Source organism: Corallococcus carmarthensis, assembly GCF_003611695.1.
Lineage (GTDB): Bacteria > Myxococcota > Myxococcia > Myxococcales > Myxococcaceae > Corallococcus > Corallococcus carmarthensis.
This window is the reverse complement of sequence record NZ_RAWE01000011.1, coordinates 1-23975: the sequence shown is the minus strand read 5'-3', so window position 1 is coordinate 23975 and position 23975 is coordinate 1. Positions and strand designations below refer to the sequence as shown.

Annotated in this window: 20 protein-coding genes; 11 read left to right on the top strand and 9 right to left on the bottom strand. The window is 70.4% G+C overall.

All coding sequences use genetic code 11. The features are described 5' to 3' along the window. The first annotated feature begins 38 nt into the window (after positions 1-38). On the top strand, positions 39-2138 hold the full coding sequence (locus D7X32_RS05155; RefSeq protein WP_244238854.1) for a sensor histidine kinase: 2100 nt from the start codon (positions 39-41) through the stop codon (positions 2136-2138). Here the strand turns inward: D7X32_RS05155 and D7X32_RS05150 are convergent, their stop codons facing one another. Both D7X32_RS05150 and D7X32_RS05145 read right to left on the bottom strand, forming a co-directional pair. Continuing rightward, positions 2139-2933 (bottom strand): radical SAM protein, encoded by a 795-nt coding sequence (locus D7X32_RS05150; RefSeq protein ID WP_120601381.1) that lies wholly within the window; start codon positions 2931-2933, stop codon positions 2139-2141. It abuts the gene before it with no gap. An 11-nt stretch (positions 2934-2944) separates the two neighbouring features. Next, entirely contained in the window at positions 2945-4882 is a 1938-nt protein-coding gene (locus D7X32_RS05145) for a RecQ family ATP-dependent DNA helicase (RefSeq protein WP_120601380.1), read from the bottom strand. Positions 4883-4976: 94 nt separating this feature from the next. On the opposite strand from D7X32_RS05145, the gene D7X32_RS05140 reads away from it, so the two are divergent. From D7X32_RS05140 to D7X32_RS05110, 7 genes are all read left to right on the top strand, one after another. Then, complete coding sequence (locus tag D7X32_RS05140; protein WP_120601379.1) at positions 4977-6491, top strand: asparagine synthase-related protein; 1515 nt, start codon at positions 4977-4979, stop codon at positions 6489-6491. Continuing rightward, a complete protein-coding gene (locus D7X32_RS05135) occupies positions 6492-7685 on the top strand; it encodes a glycosyltransferase (RefSeq protein WP_120601378.1) in 1194 nt (397 codons plus the stop codon). Continuing rightward, a complete protein-coding gene (locus tag D7X32_RS05130) occupies positions 7682-8539 on the top strand; it encodes an ROK family protein (protein ID WP_167506438.1) in 858 nt (285 codons plus the stop codon). The genes D7X32_RS05135 and D7X32_RS05130 overlap by 4 nt, the downstream gene beginning before the upstream one ends. Before the next feature lie 44 nt (positions 8540-8583). Further along, on the top strand, positions 8584-9513 hold the full coding sequence (locus D7X32_RS05125) for an HNH endonuclease (RefSeq protein ID WP_120601377.1): 930 nt from the start codon (positions 8584-8586) through the stop codon (positions 9511-9513). Positions 9514-9650: 137 nt separating this feature from the next. Continuing rightward, complete coding sequence (locus D7X32_RS05120; RefSeq protein ID WP_120601376.1) at positions 9651-10541, top strand: S1C family serine protease; 891 nt, start codon at positions 9651-9653, stop codon at positions 10539-10541. A gap of 12 nt (positions 10542-10553) precedes the next feature. Further along, the gene (locus tag D7X32_RS05115; RefSeq protein ID WP_120601375.1) at positions 10554-11468 is read left to right on the top strand and encodes a S1C family serine protease; all 915 of its coding nucleotides are present in this window, start codon (positions 10554-10556) and stop codon (positions 11466-11468) included. A 93-nt stretch (positions 11469-11561) separates the two neighbouring features. Further along, entirely contained in the window at positions 11562-12281 is a 720-nt protein-coding gene (locus tag D7X32_RS05110; RefSeq protein ID WP_244238853.1) for a phytanoyl-CoA dioxygenase family protein, read from the top strand. A gap of 3 nt (positions 12282-12284) precedes the next feature. Here D7X32_RS05110 and D7X32_RS05105 read toward each other — a convergent pair whose 3' ends face one another. Together D7X32_RS05105 and D7X32_RS05100 are read right to left on the bottom strand one after the other, a co-directional pair. Further along, a complete protein-coding gene (locus tag D7X32_RS05105) occupies positions 12285-12899 on the bottom strand; it encodes a DUF6992 family protein (RefSeq protein WP_120601374.1) in 615 nt (204 codons plus the stop codon). A gap of 96 nt (positions 12900-12995) precedes the next feature. Then, positions 12996-13232 carry a hypothetical protein gene (locus tag D7X32_RS05100; RefSeq protein ID WP_120558114.1) on the bottom strand — a complete coding sequence of 79 codons (237 nt, stop codon included), beginning with the start codon at positions 13230-13232 and terminating at the stop codon, positions 12996-12998. A 166-nt stretch (positions 13233-13398) separates the two neighbouring features. Between D7X32_RS05100 and D7X32_RS05095 the strand changes: the two genes are divergently transcribed. After that, complete coding sequence (locus tag D7X32_RS05095) at positions 13399-14388, top strand: oxygenase MpaB family protein (protein WP_158625615.1); 990 nt, start codon at positions 13399-13401, stop codon at positions 14386-14388. Between the two features lie 593 nt (positions 14389-14981). Here the strand turns inward: D7X32_RS05095 and D7X32_RS05090 are convergent. The 4 genes from D7X32_RS05090 to D7X32_RS45335 all read right to left on the bottom strand — a co-directional run bounded on the left by D7X32_RS05090 (position 14982) and on the right by D7X32_RS45335 (position 20128). Further along, positions 14982-15569 (bottom strand): redoxin domain-containing protein, encoded by a 588-nt coding sequence (locus tag D7X32_RS05090; RefSeq protein WP_120601372.1) that lies wholly within the window; start codon positions 15567-15569, stop codon positions 14982-14984. 67 nt (positions 15570-15636) lie between these two features. Beyond that, a complete protein-coding gene (locus D7X32_RS05085; RefSeq protein ID WP_120601371.1) occupies positions 15637-17955 on the bottom strand; it encodes a protein-disulfide reductase DsbD family protein in 2319 nt (772 codons plus the stop codon). A gap of 165 nt (positions 17956-18120) precedes the next feature. Further along, a complete protein-coding gene (locus D7X32_RS05080; RefSeq protein ID WP_120601370.1) occupies positions 18121-19470 on the bottom strand; it encodes a vWA domain-containing protein in 1350 nt (449 codons plus the stop codon). Between the two features lie 496 nt (positions 19471-19966). Beyond that, positions 19967-20128 carry a hypothetical protein gene (locus D7X32_RS45335; protein ID WP_158625614.1) on the bottom strand — a complete coding sequence of 54 codons (162 nt, stop codon included), beginning with the start codon at positions 20126-20128 and terminating at the stop codon, positions 19967-19969. A 454-nt stretch (positions 20129-20582) separates the two neighbouring features. Here D7X32_RS45335 and D7X32_RS05075 point away from each other — a divergent pair, with 454 nt between their 5' ends. Further along, positions 20583-22793 (top strand): (Fe-S)-binding protein, encoded by a 2211-nt coding sequence (locus tag D7X32_RS05075; protein WP_120601369.1) that lies wholly within the window; start codon positions 20583-20585, stop codon positions 22791-22793. A gap of 87 nt (positions 22794-22880) precedes the next feature. Here the strand turns inward: D7X32_RS05075 and D7X32_RS05070 are convergent, their stop codons facing one another. Next, positions 22881-23381: an ankyrin repeat domain-containing protein gene (locus D7X32_RS05070; protein ID WP_208752320.1), complete on the bottom strand. Its 501-nt coding sequence runs from the start codon at positions 23379-23381 to the stop codon at positions 22881-22883. A 154-nt stretch (positions 23382-23535) separates the two neighbouring features. On the opposite strand from D7X32_RS05070, the gene D7X32_RS05065 reads away from it, so the two are divergent. After that, positions 23536-23975, top strand: a 440-nt coding sequence (locus D7X32_RS05065) for a DUF3592 domain-containing protein (protein ID WP_147450037.1), incomplete at its 3' end; no start/stop codon positions are given.

Sequence of the window (23975 nt, the reverse complement as noted above, 5' to 3'; positions counted from 1 at the left end):
TGACCGCTCCCGCGCCGTCCGTTCCGCCCCATCCGCCAGTGCCGCCCTCCTCTCTGCCTCCGCACCCGCCGGAGGCGTTCCAGAAGGAGGAGGGCTCCGCGTTGCTGCGCTACGGGCTGGCGGTGGTGAGCGTCGGGGTGGCCTTCCTCGTTCAACGGGCGCTGTGGCCCATCATGGCCAGCACCCCGTACCTGGCCTTCTTCGCCGCCGTCGTGTTCTCCAGCTGGCGCGGAGGCTGGGGACCGGGGCTGGTGTCCACCGGGCTGTCGCTGCTCGCGGTGCAGTACTTCTTCCTCCAGCCGCTGGGCGAGTGGCGGCTGGAGCCCGACAACGTCGTCGCGCTGATCTTCTTCCTGTCGCTGTCGCTGTTCGCGACGACGCTGAACGTGCGCCTGCGCCGGGCCAACGCGGAGCGCGCGGACCTGCTGGAGCGCGAGCGCGCCGCCCGCGCCGCCGCCGAGTACGAACGCGCGCGCCTGCACGAGCTGTTCATGCACGCGCCCGCGCACCTGGTCATCTTCCGCGGGCCGCAGCACGTCTTCGAGCTGTCCAACCCCCTCAACTCCGCGATGCTGGGCAACCCGGAGCGGCTCCTGGGCCTGCCCGCGCGCGAGGTGGGGCCGAAGGAGGAGGCCGAGCGCGTGGGGCGGATGCTCGACCACGTCTACGCGACGGGCGAACCCTTCGAGGGCCGGGAGGTGTCCCTCAAGCTGCCGCAGCCGGATGGCTCCCTCCGGGAGTACATCTTCGATGTCACGTACACGCCCACGCACGACACGCGCGGGCAGGTGGACGGCATCGCGGGCTTCGGCTTCGACGTGACGGACGTGGTGCGCGCCCGCGCCCGGGCGGAGCGGCTGGCGCGCGAGCTGTCGCACAACGAAGAGCACCTGCGCCTGCTGGCGGGGGCCAGCTCCTTCCTGGCCACGTCGCTGGACTACCAGGCCACGCTGCGCAACGTGGTGCGGCTGGCGGTCCCCGCGCTGGCGGACTGGTGCATCGTCGACATGACAGTGGGGGACGGCGGCTTCCAGCGGCTGGAGGTGGCGCACGCGCCCGGCGAGCCCTCGGAGTTCCGGGAGCAGCTGTGGGCCCCGGCCCCATACGAGGCCATCGCCCCCGAGCTGGGGGGAGCCATGTCGCTGCTGCTCCAGGGCCAGCCCTTCTTCATCGAGAACGTCACCGAGGAGGGCCTGCGCAAGCTGACGAGTGACCCCGGGCGGCTGGAGGTCTTCCGCCAGCTGAACCTGCGCTCCATCGCGCTGGTGCCCATGGTGGCCGGGGAGCGTCCGCTGGGCATCCTCAGCTTCGCCACCACGTGGCGCTCCGGGCGGGGCTACACGTCCGCGGACCTGCCCTACCTCCAGGAGCTGGCCAACCGCGCCGCGCTCTCCATGGAGAACGCCCGGCTGTACCGCGAGGCGCGCGAAGCGGTGAGCCTGCGCGACGAGTTCCTGTCCATCGCGAGCCACGAGCTGAAGACGCCGCTCACGCCGCTCAACCTCAAGCTCCAGGCGCTGCGGCGCGAGATGGATCGCACCCCGGGCCCGGTGCGGCGCGAGCTGGTGGAGAGCTACCTGGACGTGGGCTCGCGGCAATTGAAGAAGCTGGCGGAGCTGGTGAACGACCTGCTGGACGTGTCGCGCATCGCGGCCGGAAGGCTGTCATTGGAGTGCGCGCCCGTCGACCTGGTGGAGCTGGTGCGCGACGTGGTGGCCGGCTACGAGGGTCCCGCCGCGCGCTCCGGCTCCGCGCTCCAGTTGGAGTGCGAGGACGCGGTGACGATGGGCGTGTGGGACCGGCCGCGCCTGGAGCAGGTGGTGGTGAACCTGGTGGACAACGCCATCAAGTACGGCCAGGGGCGCCCCATCCACATCCGCCTGGAGACGCGCGACGGCAAGGCGGCGCTGACGGTGAGGGACCAGGGCATCGGCATCGCGGAGGAATCCCTGCCGCGCCTCTTCGGCCGCTTCGAGCGCGCGGTGAGCGACCGGCACTACGGTGGCCTGGGGCTGGGCCTCTACATCACCCGCACGCTGGTGGAGGCCATGGGCGGCACGGTGCGAGTGGAGAGCCGCCTGGGCGAGGGCTCCGTCTTCACCGTGGAGCTGCCGCTGCAAGCACCGACGGCCGCCTGATCAGGAAGCGGCGCGGGCGCGAGGCAGCTGCGCGTGGGGTTCCCACGGGCCGCTGGAACCCAGGCAGTGGCGGCAGGTGGCCAGCGGCGCGTCGCGTTCCAGGTAGGCCAGCAGGCGCGTGAGCAGCTCCGGATCATCGAGCGGAACACCGTCATGTTCGGCGAGCGCGGGCAGGTGCGGATGTTCCGCCGCGAGGACGGTGGCGACGTGGGGCGGCCGGGTGCAGGTGTAGAAGCGGCCCCGGTGGACCAGGTGGCAGCGCTGCTTGAGCCAGCACTTCTCGAAGACGTCCTGCACCTGCGCGTCGGACGCGAGCGGGGCGTCCGGGGTGATGCGCTGGAAGCGGTCGATGGCCTTCACCGTGAGGTGCACGCCGTGCTGGTCGCAGCGTTCGGTGATGCGCGTGATGGACCGCTCGGGCAGCGGCGCGGACGCGTAGAACGACAGGGTCATCCGGTCGAGCCGTTCGTACACGGCGTCGGGGGCGCTCTGGGCGAGGAAGCCGTTGGTGGTGACGGACAGCTGTTCGGTGATGCCGGAGGCGCGCACCACGTCCAGCACGGCGGGCAGGTCCGGATGGAGGAAGGGCTCACCGCCGGTGAGCTTGAAGACGTTGGGCTTGAGCACGCGCGCCAGCCGGCGCAGGTCCTCGCCCAGCGCCTGGGGAGACACGGCCCACGCGGGCAGGTGCGGCGACAGCGGGCAGCACTGCGCGCAGCGCAGGTTGCAGTGCGTGGTGACGTGCGTCTCCAGGGACCAGGTGAGGACGCGGCTGTCGTGAAGCTCGTAGCGCACGGGGTGGGAGTCTAGCGGCTCGGGCGCGCTTCACAGAACGCCAGCACCTGGGCGAACGGCCACTCGGTCAGGGTGCCGAAGAGCTTGTGCCCGGTGAGCTTCGCCTTGGAGAGCGCGGGGCTGCTCAGGCCACAGAGGAAGCGGGTGGCCTGCCTCGGGTGTCCCAGCGCCTCAGGGTGCTTCGTCACGAGCGACTTGAACGTCGCCACGTCCAGCTGTTCGCGCAGGTCCGGCCGTGGGTGCGGTGGCGGCAGCACGCGCGCCACGCCCGTGCGGCAGTATGTGCAATGGCCGCACGGGGCTTCGCGCTGCTCACCGAAGTGGGCCACCAGCGCGTTGCTCTGGCACCCACCATGCGTGACGAGCCGGAGCACGTCGCGCACCCGTGACACCTCCTGGACCTCGCGCTTCTGGAAGCGCTCCTGCAACAGGGCCACGAGCGCCTTCGCGTCCTCGTGCTCGCGCAGCCGCGTGAAGCGCTGGCGCGGTTCCGCCACCTGCACCTCCGCGTAGCCCTGCTCCTGGAAGTAGTCGATGGCCTTCACCACCCGGTCTCGCGGCTGGTCCAGCGCCTTCGCGACCTCGGAAGGGTCGAACGTGTACCAGGTGCGTCCCTTCTTCGCGTGCGCGAACAGGTCCTTCACGAAGCGCGCGCGCTCCCCCTGGAACCTGCCAATGAGCGCTTCGACCGAGCCCGCCGGCTGCACCTTGTAGCCCGCGTAGAACGGCGTGCCCTGGCGCAGCACGCCCTCCAGCTCCAGGTACGTCAGCGCCGTGCGCAGCACCAGGGGCCGCAGGTCGTGGCGGTTGCCCAGCGCGTACAGGTCCAGGTGCAGCTCCGGGCCCGAGGACAGCAGCCCCTTCACCAGCCCCTCCAGCGCCTCCGGCAGCGGCGTGTCCCCGAGCGCGAAGTTCTCCAGCGTGGGCACGTCGTCCGGGCACGCGAGCAGCTCCACCACGGACGGCTTGCCGTCACGGCCCGCGCGGCCGATCTCCTGGCTGTAGCTCTCCAGGCCCTTGGGCAGGTTGTAGTGATACACCGCGCGCACGTCCGCCTTGTCGATGCCCATTCCGAACGCGATGGTCGCCACGACGATGCCCTTCGCGGAGTGGGTCCACGCCTCCTGCACCCGCTCGCGGTCCTCCGACTCCAGGCCCGCGTGGTAGGCGCTCGCGGGCAGGCCTTCCGCGCTCAGCAGCGCCGCCACGCGCTCCGCGGTCTTCTGCAGCGTGACGTAGACAATGGTGGAGCCGGGCGGGCGCGACTTGAGCCGCTCCACCAGCAGGGCATCGCGCACCTCCGGCCCCGTGGGCGTGGTCTCCAGCGTGAGGTTGTTCCGGTAGAAGCCGGTGACGACCGCGTTCTGCTCCGGGATGCTGAAGCCCTCGCAGATGTCGTGCACCACCTGCGGTGTGGCCGTGGCGGTGAGCGCCAGGATGCGCTCGGCCTGAAGCGTGCGGGCCGCCTGCGCGAGCTTGAGGTAGTCCGGCCGGAAGTTGTGTCCCCATTCGGAGACGCAGTGCGCTTCATCCACCGCGAAGAGGGAGATTTGAAGCTCGCTCAAGAGCCCCATGAAGCGCTCGTTGTTGAAGCGCTCGGGGGCCACGTAGAGGAGCTTCAGCGTTCCGTCGCGCAGGGACTCCGTCACCTCGCGGGACTCCTCCAGCGACAGCGACGAATCCAGCCGCGCGGCGCGGATGCCCCGCCGCTCCAGCGCGTCGATCTGATCCTTCATCAACGCGATGAGCGGTGACACCACCACCGTGAGCCCGTCGAGGAGCAGCGCGGGGAGCTGGTAGCACAGCGACTTGCCACCGCCCGTGGGGAACACCGCGAGCGCGGACCCGTGAGGCTTCAACAGCGTCGTGAGCACCTCGCGCTGTCCGGGACGGAAGGACTCCAGCCCGAAGCGCTCCCGCAACACGACGTCCACCGCATCCTCCCGCATGTCCCGCCCTTCCCTGCTCGCGTGAAACGAAGCGTCTGCCTGGAGGATATCTCTCGCTGATACGGCGGGACACAGTCCCTATGATGAGGCCCGCATGCCGACCCGGCCTCCCAAAGCGTCACCCCAGGGAAGGACTCCCACGCGCGGCCTGTCTCCTCGGGCGGTGAGCGACCTGCTGTTCCATGCCCGCGCATCCAACGCGGGCCTGCGGCCAGAGGCGGTTCCCTTCGACGTGCCGCTGCCCAGAGTCATCCGTGAGCCAGCGGCTCGGGATGAGGAAGGGCTCTCAGCGCGGCTGTTGTCCGCCTGGTCCGACACCGTGCGGGCGCATGTCGAAGCAGGCACGCATGAGGTGAGCCTGAGCGGTGGGGTGGACAGCGCGGCCATGTGCGCGATGGCCGCCCGGCATGCTCCGGGGAGGGTGCGCGCCTGGACGATGGACGTGCACTTCGCGGACGCGGTGGAGCGGAGCAACGCGCGGCGGATGGCGAAGGTGACGGGCGCGGAGCTGGTGGACGTGCTCATCCCGGACGCCGTGCTCCCGGACCTGTTCGAGCGCGCGGTCCTCGCCAACCAGACGGTCATCCTCAACGCCCGGGCCGTGGCCAGCTACGCGTTCTATCTGGAGGCCCGGCGGCAGGGCGCGGGCCCTGTCCTCCTTAGCGGCGCGGGGGCGGACGAAGTGCTCCAGGGCACCCCAGGCGCGATCGCCTCCGCGAAGGCTCGCGTGGATGAAGACCGGACGCTGGCCATGCGGGCCCTGGGATTCGAAGGCATGCGGCTTGTGGACAACTTGCGGGCGCCGTTCCCAGCCGGCTCGCGCGATCATGAAACGCCCCCTGGAGTGGCACGGGGGGCTGTGGACAACTCGGGGAGGCCCCTGCATGGGGCGCCGCGTGGCGATCAGGAACCAAAGCCATCCACGGGGCATTTCCCCTCTGGAGATGGCGGGCGCGATCAAGCCGTGGGGCGCCGCGAGGACTCCACCCCTGTGGACAACTTGAGGACTGTTTCCGGGGGCTTGAACAGCGATCACGCCTCGCGCGCCCCCCCTGTGGACAACCTGGGGACCGTGCTGGCCTCGCTGCCCGCGCCTTGGGATCTGCCCTCGGAGGAGGCGCTCCCCTCCGAGGAGCTGCGGTACGCGAAGTGGGTGCTGACCGAGCTCATCCTCCCGCCCGAGCTGCGGGGCGCCCGGGCCCATGGGCTCACGGTCCGCACGCCGTATCTGGATGAAGGCTTCGCGCGGGTGGCGCTGGCCCTGCCGGAGTCCGTGCTGATGCGAGAGGGGTTCGGCAAGTGGCTGTTCCGGCACGCGGTGCGGTCCCTGGTGCCGGATGAGGTCCGCCTCGCACGCAAGACGCCCCGGTACGGGCACACCGCCCTGTCCAGCCCGGTGCGGGAACGCTGGCTGGAGCTGTATCGCGCCTGGCTCTCTCCCGCGCGCCTGGACTCCCTCCAGGTCATCGACACGCAGGCGATGCTGGGACTGCTGACGCGCTACTTCCGCCTGTCGCCCGACGACGAACAGGCCGGACCGATGGATCGGTTGTTGATGCGCCTCATGTCCCTGGCCATGCTCCAGGCTCACAGCAAGGCGCCCCCCTGAATGTCCCGTGTCCTCATCGCCACCTCGCCCGAAAAGGGCCACCTCAACCCGATGGCCGGCGTGGCCCAGTGGCTGCGCCGCCTGGGGCACACCGTCGGCTGGCTGTGCATCCCCGAACCCGCGCCGCAGCTCGAAGCCCTGGGCGTGGAGTTGCTGCGCCTGCCGCACGTCGAAGCCGCGCCGCCGGGCATCGAGACGGGAGGCGAAGCGCTGGCGAAGCTGGTGCTCGATGACGTGGCGTTGGGGAAGTGGATCCGGGGCCTGCTGCTGGACGCGGCCCCCGCGCTCCTGGAGCCCGTGCGCGAAGGGGTGCGCGCCTTCCGTCCTGACGTGATGGCCCTGGACGGGATGCAGTACGCGGCGGTGCTCGCGGCGCACACAGAGGGCATCCCCTGGGCGGGCGTGTCCTCCGCGCTCACGCTGCTGGAGCCACGGCCGGACATCCCCCTGCTGCGCAACGTGCGAGCGTTGAAGGACGACCGGCAGGCCCTGTTCCGCCGTCACGGCTTCGACGCGAGCTTCCGCACCTGCGAGTGCCTGTCGCCCCGGCTCAACGTCATCTTCGCCACGGAGGCGTTCCTGGGCCCGGACGCGGGAGTGCCTCCGAACACGTTGCTCGTGGGCCCGTCCATTCCGCCCGAGCCCCGGGGCGATGAAGTGCCCTTCCCCTGGGAGCGCCTGGGCGGCAAGCCGGTGCTGTACGTGTCCTTCGGCAGTCAGATTTCGTATCAGCCGGAGCTGTTCCGCCTCATCGCGGAGGCCGCGAAGCCGTTCGGCGTGACGCTGGTGTTGTGCGCGGGAGAGCTGGCGGACACGGACTTCCCGAGCACGCTGCCCGGTGACGTGGTGGCGGTGCGCTACACGCCGCAGCGGCAGCTGTTGGAGCGCTCGGCGGCGTTCATCTCCCACGGCGGCGCCAACTCCGTGATGGAGGCGATGACGGCGGGCGTGCCGATGCTGCTGCTGCCGGTGTGCAACGACCAGCCCGTGCAGGCACACTTCCTGGAGAAGGCCGGAGCGGGGCTCGCGAGGGATCCGAGGACGCTCACAGTGGAGTCATGCCGCGAGGCCATCGCTCAGCTGCTCGCGCCGGAGTCGAAGATGCGTGACCGCGTGGCGGAGATCTCCCGCTCCTACCGCGCGCACGACGGCGCGAAGACCGCCGCCGAACGCATCGCCGGGCTCGTGACGTGAGCCCGCCCAGGTGGGTCCCCCGCCGGCATCACCCCGAAGGGGTCACCCCGCTGGAGGTCTGGAACCTGCCCGTGTTCGGGCGTGAGTTGTGGGAGGTGTTGGGCTCGCCGTGGGTGGAGGATGACCGGCGCGCGGGAGTGCCCGGAGCCACGCTCTCCGCGCGCGTGATGCTTCCGCTGGCGGAGGCGCTCTTCCTGCTGGTGAAGCGTCACGCGCCGGATGCGGCGTATCTGAGTGGAGGCCTGGCGGAGCTGGACGGCTTTCCCGCCGCGTTGAGGGAGGCCACGGCGTCGCTGCGCTGCCCGGTGCACATCGCGCTGTCACCGCGCTTCGCCCCCGTGCGCGCGGGGCTGCGCATGCTGGAAGCCCGTGGCGCGCGAAGTCCGCTCTGCGTGGACGTGGGCCAGACGAGCATCAAGATCGCACGCTCCGGTGCCACGCGCGTCTTCGAACGGAACCTCTCCACGCTGCCTCCGCTGTTCATCGGACAGCCACGTCCCGCGGACGGCCATCACATCCGGGACACGGTGGCGTTCATCGAGGGGGCACTGAGGACCGTCCTCGCGGAGGACGCCCGTGTGCCTCCGGACGCGCTGTGTCTGGCATTGCCGTGTCCGCTGGATGAGGACCTGATGCCCGGAGGCTGCACGTACGGCTTCGAGGGCACGGCGTCCCTGGTCCCGGACATCCTCGCCCAAGCGGGCCTGCCGGACACGGGGGGGCCGGTGCTCGTGCTCAACGACGCGGAGCTGGCGGCCGAATCCGCGCGGCGGGCTCCGCAGGTGAAGGGACGCCGCGTGCTGTGCCTGTCCCTGGGCTTCGGCCCGGGCGGCGCCCTGCTCGACAGAGCCTGAGGTGACAGTCGGGCGGGGGAGCCTGGTAACCTGGTCGTGGACCCGTGCCCGCGCCCTCCGACAACGACCAGGCCATCCGGCTGGCGGCCTTCAATGCCTTGCAGGCGTTGGTGGACCGGCATGGCGAAGTCCTTTCCTGGGACCGCATCGCGGAGGGCTTCCAACTCCACGGCGAGCAACACCTCTTCGCCAACCGGACACGCGGCATCTTCTGGCCCCGGCAGATGCAGGAGACCGCGCTGTCCATCAAGACCACCGTGCCACGCGGCTCACGGGAGGCGCGGTACGACGATGACAACGTGGCCTCGGACGGGGCCTTCCTCTACAAGTTCCAGGGGACGGACGTTGAGGGCCGCGACAACCGCCGGCTCGTGCGCGCGCAGCAATTGGACGCACCGCTCATCTACTTCTACGGCATCGAGCCCGGCTTCTACCGGCCGCTGTGGCCCGTCTACATCTCCGACGTGGACCTCGCCTCGCATTCCTTCCACGTCATGGTGTCCGAGCCCGAAACGGCGAGGCAGCTCTTCGTTGCGGACGCGAAGCTGCTACCGCTGGAGCGGCGCTACACCACGGTGCAGGCCAAGAAGCGGCTGCATCAGGCCGCCTTCCGTCAGCACGTCCTGCGCGCCTACGACCACCGCTGTGCCGTATGCGCGTTCCCTCGCACGGAGCTGCTGGACGGGGCCCACATCCTTCCCGACCGGGATGAGCGGGGGCACGCGGAGGTCTCCAATGGACTGGCCCTGTGCCGTCTCCATCACGGTGCCTTCGACACGAACCTGATGGGCTTCCGTCCCGACGGCATCATCGAACTGGCGCCGAGCCTGCTCGCGACCCGGGATGGCCCGACACTGGAGCACGCGCTGAAGGGCTTCGTCGGGAAGACGCTTCAAACGCCTCGCGCTCGGGAGCTGCGGCCCAACGTGGACTATCTCGAAGAGCGCTACGAGCGCTTCCGCAAGGTGGGCTGAATCCACCTGCCCGAAGCAGCAGGGTCCTGGCCGGATGGAGAGGCGTCCTGCCCGAACGGGTAGGTCGCCGTCCTGCCCGGTCCGCCGATGTGGCGCGATTTCGAGCCCTTTAGTTTCAGGCTCGAAAGGTACACGCCATGTCCACCGACACCCTCCAGTCCCTCTCGCAGTCCATCTCCACCGTCGTCGAGCGCATCGCTCCCTCCCTCGTCCGCGTCGAGGCCCGCCGTCGCCGGGGCGCCAGCGGCATCGTCTGGGATGCTGACGGCCACATCCTCACCACCAGCCACGCCGTCGAACACGAGGGCTCCATCCAGGTGGGCCTCGCGGACGGCCGCTCGGTGTCCGCCGAGCTCGTCGGCCGCGACCCGAGCACCGACCTCGCGCTCCTCAAGGCCGATGCCACCGGACTGACCGCGCTCGCGCCCGCGCCGCTCGATGACGTGAAGGTGGGCAACATCGTGTTGGCCATCGGCCGGCCGGGGCGCACCGCGCGGGCCACGCTGGGCATCGTCAGCGCGTTCGGCGGCGACTGGCGCACGCACGCGGGCGGCCAGGTGGACCGCTACCTGGAAACCGACGCGGACCTGCCCCCGGGCTTCTCCGGCGGCGCGCTGGTGGATGCACAGGGCCGCTTCCTCGGCATCCCCACGGCGGCCTTCTCGCGCACGGCCGCGGTCGTGCTCCCCGGCGGCACGCTGACGCGTGTGGCGGATTCGTTGCGCGAGCACGGCGGCATCCGCCGTGGCTACCTGGGCGTGGGCGCGTATCCGGTGCGCCTGCCGCGTGAAATCGACGGCACGAAGGCGGGGCTCATCCTGCTCTCCGTGGATCCGGACGGGCCCGCGCAGAAGGCAGGGCTGCTGCTGGGCGACGTGCTGGTGAGTCTGGGCGGCCAGTCGCTGCACGGCGTGGAGGACCTGCTGGGCTACCTGGGCGGCGAGAAGGTGGGCGCGTCCATCCCGGCGAAGGTGTTGCGCGCGGGCGAACTGCGCGAGGTGCCCATCACCGTGGGCAAGCGTTCTTGAAAGGAGCCGGCCATGAAACTGTTGCAGCAGCTCTCGGATGACCTGGAAGGACTCGTGGCCGGCGCGGCCCCGGCGGTGGTCGGCGTGGAGCACGCGCGCGGCCACGGCACCGGCCTGTTCCTCACGCCGGATGGCTACGTGCTCACCAACCGGCACGTGGTGATGCGCACGCCGAAGCGCCTCACCGTGCAGCTCCACAACGGCGAGGAGCGCCGGGCCACGCTGGTGGGCGGGGATGCGCCCACCGACCTCGCCGTGGTGCGCGCGGAAGGAGACGACTTCCCCACGCTGCCGCTCGCGGATCCGGAGACGGTGCGCGTGGGACAGCTGGTGATGGCCATTGGCAATCCCTTCCGCCTGGAGCAGTCGGTGTCGCTGGGCGTGGTGAGCGCCATCAACCGCTCCATCACGCTGCCGGACGGCGTCATCCTGGAGGGAATGCTCCAGACGGACGCGGCCATCAACCCGGGCAACTCCGGCGGACCGTTGCTGGACACGCGCGGGCGCGTGGTGGGGCTCAACACGCTGGTGCTGCCGTTCGCGCAGGGCATCGGCTTCGCGGTGAGCGCCACCACCGCGGCCTGGGTCGCGAGCCTGCTCATCCAGCGCGGCCGGGTGGACCGGAAGTTCCTGGGCATCGCCGCGACGGCGGTGAACCTGGAGCCCGCGCTCGCGAAGGACACCGGCCAGCTCCGCGCCGTGCGCGTGCTGAAGGTGCAGGAGGGCACGCCCGCCGACGACGCCGGTCTCCAACCGGACGACCTGCTGCTCGGCATCAACAGCCGGCCGGTCAACAGCGTGGACGACCTGCAGCGGCTGATGGCGCTCGCCACCGAGGAGGAGGTGCACCTGGACGTGCTGCGCAAGGGCCGCCGCAAGGACGTCTCCGCCCGGGCCCGCCATCGCCGTGAGCCGGTGGCGGCGTGAGCCTTCCGGGTGCCGGTTCCACCGGGTGCATGCCCGCGTGGAACCGTGCACCCGTCGCAGCGGTCTGGCATTGCATGCGTCATGATGCGCTCCGTGACGTCCGCATCGAGCACCCACGACAGGACCGCGCACATCGAGCGCGAGGGCTTCGCGGTCCTCTCGCAGGGAATCACGCCAGGAACCGCGGACGCCCTGCTCCAGGCACTGGCCCCCATGAGCGAAGAAGCCGCGACGCCCCAGCGGCGCGGAGGCGTGCGCAACCTGCTGGAGAACGTGCCCGCCGTGCGCGACCTGGCCCGCTCGGGTCCGGTGCGCGAAGCCGCTGAGTCCGTCCTGGGTCCGCACTGTTTCGCGGTGCGAGGCCTGCTGTTCGACAAGACCCCGGACGCGAACTGGAAGGTCATCTGGCATCAGGACCTTACCATCGCCGTGCGCGAGCGCCGCGACGTGCCCGGCTTCGGTCCCTGGTCGGAGAAGGCCGGCGTGCCCTGCGTGCAGCCTCCCATGTCCATCCTGGAGGGCATGGTCGCGGTGCGCGTGCACCTGGACGACTGCGGAGAGGACAACGGTCCCGTGCGCGTCCTCTCGGGCTCGCACCGTGAAGGGCGCCTGTCCTCCTCGAGCATCCCGGGCTGGCTCGAACGAACCGCGCCACAGGATTGCCTTGTGCCCCGCTGCGGCCTGCTGGTGATGCGGCCCCTGCTGCTGCATGCCTCGTCACCGGCACGCGTCCCCGGGCACCGCCGGGTCATCCATCTGGAGTTCGCGGCGCAGGCCCTGCCCGGCGGACTCGAATGGCACGCACGCGTTTGAGGCTCACGGCCACGTCAGCATCAGGCCCACCCCGTCCTGAGCGGGCACCAGCCGGGCCGTGAGTTCCCCGTTGAGCCGCGCGTTGAGGAACGTCAGCACGCCGTCGAACACGAGCAGGAACGCGCCCTGTATGAGCACGCTCTTGCCCCACCCTCTCAAGCGCTCCGAGTCCTTGCGCAGCCCGCGCTCCCACAGGAGTCCGCCGAAGGCGACGTAGCCCACGTCCAGGCCTGCGTTGAGGAGCAGCACCTTCTCCATCCGCTGCCCTTCGGACAGGCTGCGCGCCAGGTCCCAAGCACCTGGATCCGCGGTCGCCTGTCCGTGATAGCCGAGCCCCGCGATGACGAGGTTCACCACGTTCCAGGCCGCGTTCGCCTGGAAGAAGGCCCGCGTCTCGCCCTCGCTCGCGAAGTGTCCCGCCACGCCCGTGCCGATGTTCAGCACCGCCCAGCCGAACAGGATGCCCATCGCGGTCTGGTTCACGCGCACGGCTTCCGCGTTGTGCTCCGCGAGCCACGCCTTCGCATCCGGTGCAGGCGCCTCCTGCGCCACCCCTGGCATCGCGAAGAACAACAGCACCAGGACACAGCAGGAACGCACGAGGCGGACAGAGGCCATGGCGGCACTCTAGGCCCCAGGCCTCCCCGCGGTGCACCTCCCGCGCGGCGCGGTCAAAACCTGTCATACAGTCGGACAGGTTTCCGCGGCGCGGCGCTACCGGTCGCCGTCGTCACTGAGCGGCGGCGCTTCCCTCGCGGGCTCCGTGCCCTTCTGCGCGCCGTAGCCGCCAATGCCCTTCTGGAGGATGCGGTCCTCGCCCACGTCCTCGTCCGTCACGTCGCCCCGTTCGGTGCCCGGACGCTGGTGTCTGGCCTCCCGCTCCAGTTCCTCAGCGCTGTGGGTGTCCGTGCGCTCGGGCCCTTTCACCGGCGGCCCCTTGTTGCTGGCCATGGTCGCGTCTCCTGTCTGGATGTCCTGCCCTTCCAGGACAAGGTCCGGCGCGTGCCTTCCCCCGACAAGGCCACGGCATGCGACACACGGCCCAGCAGGGGCACGGCGTGCCGTCACGGAGCGGGGTAGCATCACCGGTCGCCTCGCCTCACGGAGCCTCCCAGCCATGACCGACCCGGCCTCCCACGCCCGTCTCCCGCAGGACGCCGTCCCCGCGGGCTGTCCCTTCCCGGCTGGCGGGAAGCACGCCGATACCCACGTGCCCGGCCCCACCTACCGCAAGCCCTTCTGGCGAGCGCGTCTGCCCGAGGTGCGCCGGGAGATCGCCTCCCTGGATGCACGGCGTGACTGCCAGCGCATCGTGCACCTGCTGACCAACTACGAGTTCCCCTTCGACATCGTGCGGTCCACGGAGATCGCGCTCTTCCACACCTACGGCAGCCGTTCCGTCTCACGCCTGCTGGACCGCACGGGTGAATTCAACAAGCGCGGCCAGAAGCGCTACGACGACACACGGCTGCTCATCGCGCGGTTCATGGAGTGCGGCTGGGACGGAGAAGCCGGGCGCCGCTCGCTGGAGCAGATGAATCACATCCACTCCTTCTTCCGCATTCCCAACGAGGACTTCCTCTTCGTACTGTGGACGTTCATCGACTTCCCCATCCAATGGATGGAGGACTTCGGCTGGCGTCCCTTCACCGCGCACGAGCGCGAGGCCTGGTTCCATTACTGGTGTGAAATCGGCCGCCGCATGGGCCTGAAGGACATCCCCGAGGACAAGCCCGCATACGACGCCTTCATCCGCGACTACGAAGCGCGCGAGTTCGTCCCCGACGCCGCCAGCCACCGTGTGGCCCAGTCCACCGTGGACATCCTCGCGGGCTGGGTGCCGCGCCCGCTGCGCCCGCTGGTGTCCCCCATCAGCCTCAGCCTGGTGCCGCCGCGCCTGCTGCCCGCCATCCAGTTCGAATCCCCACCCACCTGGGTGGGCGGTCTGGTCCGGGGCGCCCTCAAGCTGCGCAAGCACGTCAAACGCCACGTCTCGCTGGAGCGCTACCCGTCGACCCTGGAGACGTCGCTCAACCGCACCTACCCCGGCAACACCTACCGCATCGAAGGCCTGGGCCCGGACTACGCCCACCGCGACGCGGAATGAACGTCATGCAGAGGCAGAGCGGAGCGCGTCGTGGATCCACTCACGCGTGCGCTGCCTGCCAAACCGGTCAGGCATCTCTCCTGGCCGCCGGGCATCGAACGCGCCTCGCTTCAGCGCACGCGTCAACTGGGACTGCGCTTCCACTGGGAGGCGTGCCGTGCGAACCAGGAAGCTACAGCTGCTGCCAGCTCCGCAGGGGCCCCCTGTTCAATCTCGATTCCATCAGGGGGTCCGACGTCAACGCCTGCTTCTTGCGCCGGGACCCCATCGTCCCAGTTTAGAAGACCTGGACTCCAGCCACCCCGAATCGCTCGGCCATCGAAGTCGAGTCGCAGTGTGTCGCGAACTGATCCGCCCTCGACGAAGTCCATCGACACGATGAGCCACGGATGTCCCTCGGCGGTCTCGTGCTGCCACACATCAAGCTCGGGCTGGAGCTGGAGCAGCGCCTCGAGAAACCTGGCCTCTGCATCAGTCCTCGCAACGTCTTGGAGATCAGAGATTGGCATTTGCTTTCGTCAGGTGCTGTAGATGAAAAGGCCCGCGTCCCTTCGCAGGGACACGGGCCTTCAACACACGGAGCGAGCCGCGGCTCAGCTCTTGTACTTCACGGAGCAGCCGTACGGCTCGGAGGTCGCCGTGGGGACCTGCTTGCCGTTGAGGAGCGCGTCCACCGCCGTCTGCACGTAGTTCACCTTGGTGGCCTCCTTGCCGCGCGGGTCGTTGTCGATGGCGCCCGCGTAGCGGACCACGCCCTCACCGTCGATGACGTACATGTGCGGCGTCGTCTTCGCCGCGTAGCTCTTGCCCACCGCGCCGTCCGTGTCGAGCAACACCGGCTGGCTGAAGCCCTCCTTCTTCTTCCAGTCCGCCGCGCTCTTCGCGTTGTGCGTGGCGGACGAGTCCACCGTCAGCCACACCACCTTCTTCGCGTCGAAGCCCTTCTGCGTGGTCTGCATCGTCTTGGCCTCGTAGTGCCGCTTCACGAACGGGCACTCCGGGTTCGTCCACTCGAGCACCACCACCTTGCCCTTGTACTCGGACAGCGAATGGGCCTTGCCCGCCTCGTCCTTCAGCGTGAACGCCGGAGCGGGCTTGCCCACCTCCGCGGTGTCAGCGGCGAAGACGGGCGCGGACACGAACGCCGCGGTGAGAGCGAGTGCCTTGAAGACCTGCTTCATGACGGAACCTCCAGTGAATTGAACGCTGCGCACGAACGAACAACACAATCCAGACTTCAATCCCAGCTCAAGGCCGGGCACACACCACCGAGCCACCCTTCAACGGCGACCCGCATTCCGCCGCGCGCTGCACCGCCTGGATGACGCTGTCCGCGGTGAGCAGCTCGTTGAGCACCTCCGGCTTGTCCGGCGCGCCCGGGCTCAACACCAGGTACATGGGCACGCCCGCGCGGCCATGCTCCGCCAGCTTCGTGGTGATGCGCGCGTCCCGCCGCGTCCAGTCCGCCACGAAGAAGGCCACGTTGTGCTTCAGGAACGCCTGCCGCACGTCGTCGCGCGACAGCACGGTGCGCTCGTTGAACTTGCACGTGAGGCACCAGTCCGCCGTGAAGTCCACGAACACCGGCTGCCCCGCCGCCAGCGCCGCCGTCACCGCCGCCTCGTCCCACGGCTGAGAACCCCCGTGCGACGACGCCACCGCGCCGCGCGTCTCCAGGGACGCCTGCGCCTCCTCGAAGCGCAGCGCCACCGCGCCCGAGCCCACCAGCACGAGCACCGCCAGCGCCACCGTCACGCCCCGGCGCCCGCCCTCCAGCCCCTGCGACTGGCCGTACAGCCACGTGCCCAGGCCCACCGCGATGAGGAACGCGAGCAGCCGCGCCATGCCGTCCACGCCGGCCAGCCCGCCCATCACCCACACCAGCCACACCGTGGTGCCCAAGAGCGCGAAGCCCAGGAACTGCTTGCCGCGCTCCATCCACATGCCCGGCTTGGGCAGCCGCTTCGCCAGCCCCGGCACCAGCACCAGCACGCAGAAGGGCAGCGCCAGGCCCAACCCCAGCGCCACGAACACCGCCACCACCGTGGCCGCGCCCGCCGCGAACGCGAAGCCCACCGCCGTGCCCAACAGCGGCGCCGAACACGGCGTCGCCAGCACCACCGCGAGCACACCTTCGCCCGCGCTGCGCAGCAGGCCGTGGCTCTGGTCCACCTTGCCCGCCAGCGCCGTGCCGTCCGTGCCCAGCGTGTAGACGCCGAAGAGGTTGAGCGCGAACGCCACCACCACCGCGCTCACACCCGCGACGAACAGCGGCTCCTGGAACTGGAAGCCCCAGCCCACGCTGTTGCCGCCCGCGCGCACCACCAGCACCGCGCCCGCCAGCAGCAGCATCGTCGCCAGGATGCCGCCCGCGTACGCCGCCGCGTGCGGCGCCACCCTGCCCTTCTCCTCCTGCACCATCCGCGTGAAGCCGTACGCCTTGATGGCCAGCACCGGGAACACGCACGGCATCAGGTTGAGCAGCGCGCCGCCCAGGAACGCGAACAGGAGCGCGAGCCCCAGCCCCATGGACGACTCGGCCGCCACCGGCGCCGCCGCCACCACGGGCTTCACCTTGCCCATCGCGTCCTTCACCGACGGCACCTTCAGCGGCGCCGCGCCCGCCACCGGCGCAGCCGCCACCACCGGCGCGAGCGCCGTGTCCACGTCCACCGCCGTGAAGCCCGTGGCCTTCGTGCCCAGGCGCAGCGCGCCCGTGAGCCGGGGCTCCGCCTTGGGCGCCACCGACGACGCATGGCCCTCCAGCGCGAACGTCCCCGGTCCCTTCCGCTTCAGCGTCACGCTGTCCACGCCCGCGATGCGGCCGGGCACGAAGAAGTCATCCTCCACGTTGCCCGCGAACGGCTTGCCGTCCGCCGCCGTCACGCTGAGCGTGCCGGTGAACGGCTTGCCCGCGGTCAGCGACGTGCCGTCCAGCGCCAGGGCCACGCGCGGCGCACCTTCCGCGCCCACGGGCGCCGGCACCTGGGCTTGAGCCGCGTCGAACCGCGGCGCGAACTCCGGATCCGTCACCGTCTCCGGCCCCACCGGCAGCGTGCGCGACAGCACCAGCTGCGCGGGGATGCAGTGCACCTTGCACGCGAGCGCGTCCACCGCCGCCGACACCGTCAGCGTGCCGTTGGCCTTCTCCGACACGTGCGCGGGCGCGAAGAGCAGCACCTCGTCGTGGTAGCCGTGCGTGGTGATGAAGCCATCCGGCGTGCGGAACGTGCTGGGGAAGGGCCAGCGCAGGTCCCCCACCGTGACGCCCGGCACATCCCACGACACCTCCGTGGCCAGGCCGGAGTCGCCCGGGTTCTTCCAGTAGACGTGCCACTCCGGGTCCAGCTTGAGGCGCACGCCCACGCGGAAGTCGCCGCCCGCCTTCACCTGCGTGGCGTCCAGGAGCAGCGCGCCCTCCAGGCGAGGGTCACCCTCGTCCGGCGCGGTGCTGCCCACGGCGGTGGACGGCAGCGCGGCCTGGGCCCACGTCGCCAAGAGCAACGCGCCCACCGTGACCAGCCCACCGAGCCGGCTTCCAGACCTCTTGCTCCACGGATGCGTCATGCGACTCCCGTTAATCCACCTGGAAACGCCGTGCTACCTGGGATGCGTCCCCACAGGGTGCACTCAACCTTCCGGACAGCCGGGCATTCCGCACGCCCGCACGCCCGGCGTCAGGGGCCGTCCCCGGCCCCGCGCCATTCCCTTACGCTCAATGAGTCCAGGCGGTTACGACTCGCTGTTGCCCGTCTTCCAGGGCAGCAGCGCCGCGCCGTCCAGCGTCCCCGCCGGGGGCGCGCCACCGTTCGCCACGGCGGGCAGGGCCGCACGGGCCGGGGGCGGGCCACCCTGCGCCGCGGCCGGAAGCGCCGGCCCGATGCGGCTCATGGTGATGCGCGACACCTCCGACTGGGCGCGGCGCACCCCCAGGGCGGACGGCTGGGCCGCGCGGCGCTCCACCGCCCTGCGCAGGTCCGCGATGCGGTCCACGTGCCGCTGCGCGGGGATGTCCGCGGAGCCCAGGCGGGCCAGCTTGTAGAGCCCCTTGTCCGCGCCCTCGAGCGCCCGCTCGGCCGCATCCTGCTGACGGCGGGACAGGGCCTTCCAGGCGGCGGCCTCGTGGGAGACGAGCTCCAGCTCCGCGGACACCGCGCGCACGAAGCGGCCCTCGTCGCTGTCCGGCAACAGGCGCGTCACCGGCACGGACAGCCGCCGGGTGTCGTTGTTCTCCGTGTACGAGGCGGTGACGGTGAGGTTCCAGTCGCCCTTCTCCAGCACGCCCGCGAACAGCACGCGGCGCGGGAACGCATGCGACACCGCCCCCAGCGCGGCGCTCATCGCGTCACCCTCCACGCGCGACGGGTAGCGGTGCCGGCAGCGCAGGTCCGCGAAGCCCGTGGGCAGCACGTACACGCGCGCGTCCGCCACCACCTCGCCGAACAGCTCCGCGCCCAGCGCGCCCACCGCCAGGGGCAGCCCTTCCGCGTCGTCCACGTGCGTGAAGCCCGTGCCGGACGGACCGGTGAGGGCCTCCAGAATCTCCGGCAGGTAGTGCCGCCCCAGCCCCAGCGCGTGCAGCGCCACGCCGGAGTCGTGCACCCGCTGGCCCAGCACCTTGAACTCACCCAGCGCGGTGGGGCCCACGGAGGGCTCGCCGTCGGTGAGCATGAGCAGCTGCGGCCGGGCGCCCGGCACCAGCACGCGCCGCACGGCCTCCGCGCCCTGCTCCACGGCCTCGTGCAGCGCGGTGCCCTCGCCGGACTCCAGGCGGGACAGCGTCTTCAGGAAGGAGGCCTTCGCGCTCGCCTCCATGGCGCGCACGGGCAGCACCTGCTCCGCGTCCGCGTCGAAGGTGAGCAGGCCGACGTAGTCCTTGGGCCCCGCCCGCTCCACCAGCGCGCGCGCCGCCTCCACCGCCGCCGCCAGCGGCGCACCCCGCATGGACGCGCTGCGATCGATGACCAGGTTCACCGCCACCGGGGCCCGAGGCGTCTCCGCTTCGGCCTCCAGGGTCACCAGCAGCAGCACTTCGCGGCCGCCTTCCGCGTCGCGCTCCACTGCCCAGGCCGTCTGCTTCATCCGCACTCCCGCATGGTGGGTGGGCCCCATCCCGCTCTCTGCCGCGATTTCGTCGCGACGCCCCCCTGGCCCCGGACGCCCCTGCGCTGGCCCGCGTCCGCCCGGAGGTCCTGTCGCTGTTCTCCCGGAGGATGTCGGGTTTCCGGTCGCGAAAGCAACGTGTCCGGCCCGACCGGGCCCCGCCCTCCCGAGCCGGCTCCCGACGCCAGCGATCACCCGCGCGGACCCCACCCGGCGCGCCTCGGGACGCCTTGCGTCACCCACAACCACGCGGATTTCGGCAGATTCGTTCAGCGCTTTACGGATTTACTTTTTGACGGTCCGGCACCGGTCATTTCCGGGGACCGCGCTTCGTGGGCTCGACCCGGCCCGGAGGCCTGGGAGCACCGTCCTTCAGCGCACTGCATCAGCTTCCAGGAGTGCAAGCGCGCCCCCGGACGTCTTCGGCGTTCCAACGTGGGCCCCCGCGCAGTCCACCGGCCGCGGGGGCTCCGGTTCACTCCGCCACGTGCCAGCCGCCCCAGGCCTCTTCGTCCAGGTGGCCCCAGCGCCGGTCGTCAGTGGGCTCCAGCGGCACCGTCCGGCCGGACTCGCCCTCGGCAGACAGTTCCAGGTCCTCGCGGCCCTCGTCCAGGTACGTGCTCTCGTCGTGGCTCATGTCCGGCTCCTCGGCGCTCCATTCACGGGGTGTACGGCCTTTGACGGCTCGCGTCCCCTTGGACGCCCTGCGTCGGTCACCCGGGCCCGCCCCATGCGGGTCCCTTTACAAGTTCATCTTGACCGATTTACCGATATTCTGGGAACCCGCTCGGATTTTGTAAAGCCCTCGGGACACCAAAGTTCCAGAACGCTCCGGCGGCACACGCCCGGCCGCCTGCTTTCCGGCACACCAGGCGCGGCTGATTCCCGCACGGAAGGCCGGGGATGGAGGCTAGAAGGGCACCGGCCTGGACGGCGGTCTGGAAGCAGTGCAGGGACCGCTGCCGGACACGCCTTCCGCACGGCGCTTGATTCGCGAATCACCCCTGCTAGGGTTGACAACCACTCCAGAATTGCCGCAGCGCAGCAACCGGCGTTGCCCCGCCGTGCGGCCCTCGAGGTCCCGAGGTTCCATGAACCCCATCATCACCGGCCTGCTGCTCGCAGGCGCTGTCTCCCTCTTCGTCATCACGATGTCCGGCCGCGTGGGCGTGCTGCTCGCGATGAAGAAGGAGAACCGGCTGGACCACATCCCCTACCGCGTGGCGCAGCTGGTGCGCTTCGGGTTGGGCCAGAAGCGCATGGTGGACCCGGAGGAGTTCACGCCGGGCCTGTTCCACATCTTCATCTACGCGGCGTTCATGGTGCTGGCGCTGCGCACCATCATGATGTTCGTGATGGGCTTTTCGTCCACCGCGCTGGACGTGCTCACCGACCTGAGCCACCCGGCCTGGGACGCCGCGCCGCCGCTGCTGCTGCTCTACAAGGTGTACCTGCTGGTGAAGGACACCGTGGCGGCGCTGGCGCTGGCGGGCGTGGCCTACTTCGTCTGGACGCGCTGGAAGGTGAAGCCGGACCGCATGTCCCAGTCCTGGGAGGCGTACCTCATCCTGGGCTTCATCGCGGGCCTGATGATCACCGAGTTCATGTTCGGTGGCAGCCACATGGTGGCCGCGCACGCCGCCGCGCAGCAGGTGCCCATGGGCGCCACGCAGGTGCCGGCGGCGCCGTCCGCGATGGTGTGGTGGGAGCCCGTCACCAGCCTGACCGGCCTGGCGATGATGCCCCTGGGCGCCACGGCGGCGCACGTGCTGGGCGTGGCGGGCTTCTTCATCCACCTGACCATCATCCTGGCGTTCCTGAACTTCCTGCCGCTGGGCAAGCACTTCCACATCATCACGGGCCTGCCCAACGTCTTCTTCCAGCGCACGCACTCCACCGGCAAGCTGCCCACGCCCAACCTGGAGAAGGAGGAGTTCGGCGCCGCCACGGTGAAGGACCTCACCTGGAAGAACGGCCTGGACCTGTACTCCTGTACGGAGTGCGGCCGGTGCCAGACGCACTGTCCCACGTACATCACGGGCAAGCCGCTCACGCACAAGGCCGTGAACCAGGACCTGAAGCACTGGATGTGGGACAACGAGCGCTGGATTGAAGAGGGCTACGGCCCCCACGGCGCGAAGGAGCCCCTGCCTGAGATTGTCGGCAGCGCGCTGAAGGCGGAGACGGTGTGGGCGTGCACGAGCTGCGGCTGGTGCGAGCAGGCCTGCCCGGTGTTCATCGAGAACGTCCCGCGCCTCATCGACATGCGCCGCTACCAGGTGCAGGTGAAGGCGGAGTTCCCGCCGGAAATCCAGCGCGTGTTCGAAGGCATGGAGCGCCAGGGCAACCCCTGGGGCATCGGCCAGGACCGGCGCGACGAGTGGGCGGAGGACCTGGCGCTGCCCACCTGGGGTGACGGCGGCGAGTACGAGTATCTGTTCTTCGTGGGCTGCGCGGGCAGCTACGACGACAAGCAGAAGAAGGTGAGCCGCGCGCTGGTGAAGATCATGCGCGAGGCGGGCGTGTCCTTCGCGACGCTGTCCAAGCAGGAGATGTGCAACGGCGACTCCGCGCGCCGCATGGGCAACGAGTACCTGTACCAGACGCTGGCCAAGACGAACGTCGAGTCCTGGAACGCGATGGGCGTGAAGGCGGTCATCACGCAGTGCCCGCACTGCTTCAACACCATCAAGAACGAGTACCCGGAGTTCGGAGGCGAGTACCGCGTCATCAACCACACGCAGCTCATCAACGAGTTGCTCAAGGACAAGCGCATCCGGCTGTCCTCGGTGATGAACGCCGGAACGAAGCTGACCTACCACGACCCCTGCTACCTGGGCCGGCACAACGGCGTGTACGACGCGCCCCGTGAAGTGCTCAAGAGCATCCCGGGCCTGGAGGTGGTGGAGATGCAGCGCAGCCAGCGTGAGGGCTTCTGCTGCGGCGCCGGTGGCGGCCGGATGTGGATGGAAGAGCACATCGGCACGCGCATCAACCACAACCGCATGAACGAGGTGGCCCTCACGCTGAAGCACGCGGAGGACCCGACCACGCCGTTCCCCGACGCCGCGGACAAGAAGAAGCCGGGCATGGTGGGCGACTACAAGGAGCAGGGTGGCAAGGGCATCGTCGCGGTGGCCTGCCCGTTCTGCTCCACCATGCTCAATGACGCGAAGAACGACACCGGCCGTGAGCAGATCCAGGTGAAGGACATCACCGAGCTGGTCGCGGACTCGATGGAGACCACCAACAAGGGCGGCACCGTGTCTCCGAGCCCCGTGGTGAGCGCCAAGCCGGAGTAACGCGAGTCCGGCTTCCGGATGTGATGAGGGCCCGGTGGCTCCCCACGGTGGGAGCGGCCGGGCCCTTCGCCTTTCCGGGGGTGGGGGCTACTTGCGGCCCTTGAAGGGGCCCTTGGGGGCGTTGCCCTCCGAGCGCAGCACGCGCTCCAGGCGCTTCGTGGCGCCTTCGTCGCCCAGCTTGCCCGCGACGTAGGCGCCCGCGGAGGCGAGCTTGCGGCGGAAGTCGTCGGGCGCGACCTCGGACGCGCGCGAGGGGCGCGCGGGAATCTCATCGATGCCCTGGTTCTTGAGCAGCGTGCGCGCCATGTCCTTCTCGTCGGCGGTGGCGTGGGAGGACAGGAGCGCGCAGACGGAGACGTGGCCGTAGGCGGCGGCGGCGACGAAGGGCGTCTCCCCGACGTTGTCCGGCAGCGTGGGGTCCGCGCCGGCCTCCAGCAGCACGCGCACCAGCTCGGCCTGGCCCGTACGGGCGGCCGCCATCAGCGGCGTGCGGCCTTCGTCGTCGAAGGGGTTGGGGTCCGCGCCCGCGTCGAGCTGGGCGCTCAGGGCTGCGCGGTCACCCGCGGCGACGGCATCGAACAGGGACACGGTGCGTACCTCCGGCAGGACGCGCGGGAGCATGGCGTTTCGGCGGACGCGATGCCAGGGAGGGCCCCACGCCCTGGCCCTACGGCGGGGCGTGGAGGGCATTGCCGTTTCGCGTCGCCGGGTGCCCGCTTAAGGGGGAGGCAGGAGGCATGGCGTGGCCCTCATCGCGGCGCGAGTCCTGGGAGCGGCGTTCGTGGGGGTGGGCGTGTTCATGCTGGTGATGACCTGGGGGTCGTACCAGCGCGACAAGGTCATCCTGCGGGAGGGGCTGCACGCGGAAGGCACGGTGGTGAAGAAGGAGCTCCTCGCCGCCGATGACGACACCGACTACGTGCTGCACTACGCCTTCACGCCGCAAGACGGCATCCGGCGCGAGCACCAGCGCAACGTCTCCGCGAACCTGTGGAAGCGGCTGCGTCCCGGGGACCGCATCCAGGTGCTCTACGGCCAGAGCGACCCGCGCCGCAGCTTCCCCGAGGGCCAGGGGGTGACGTCGCTGGGACTCGCCCTCTTCCTCAGCGTCGTGGAGGTGTTGCTCACCCTCATTGGAGGCGTGGCGCTCTTCGGGAAGGCGGTGCCGGAGTCCCCCGAGGT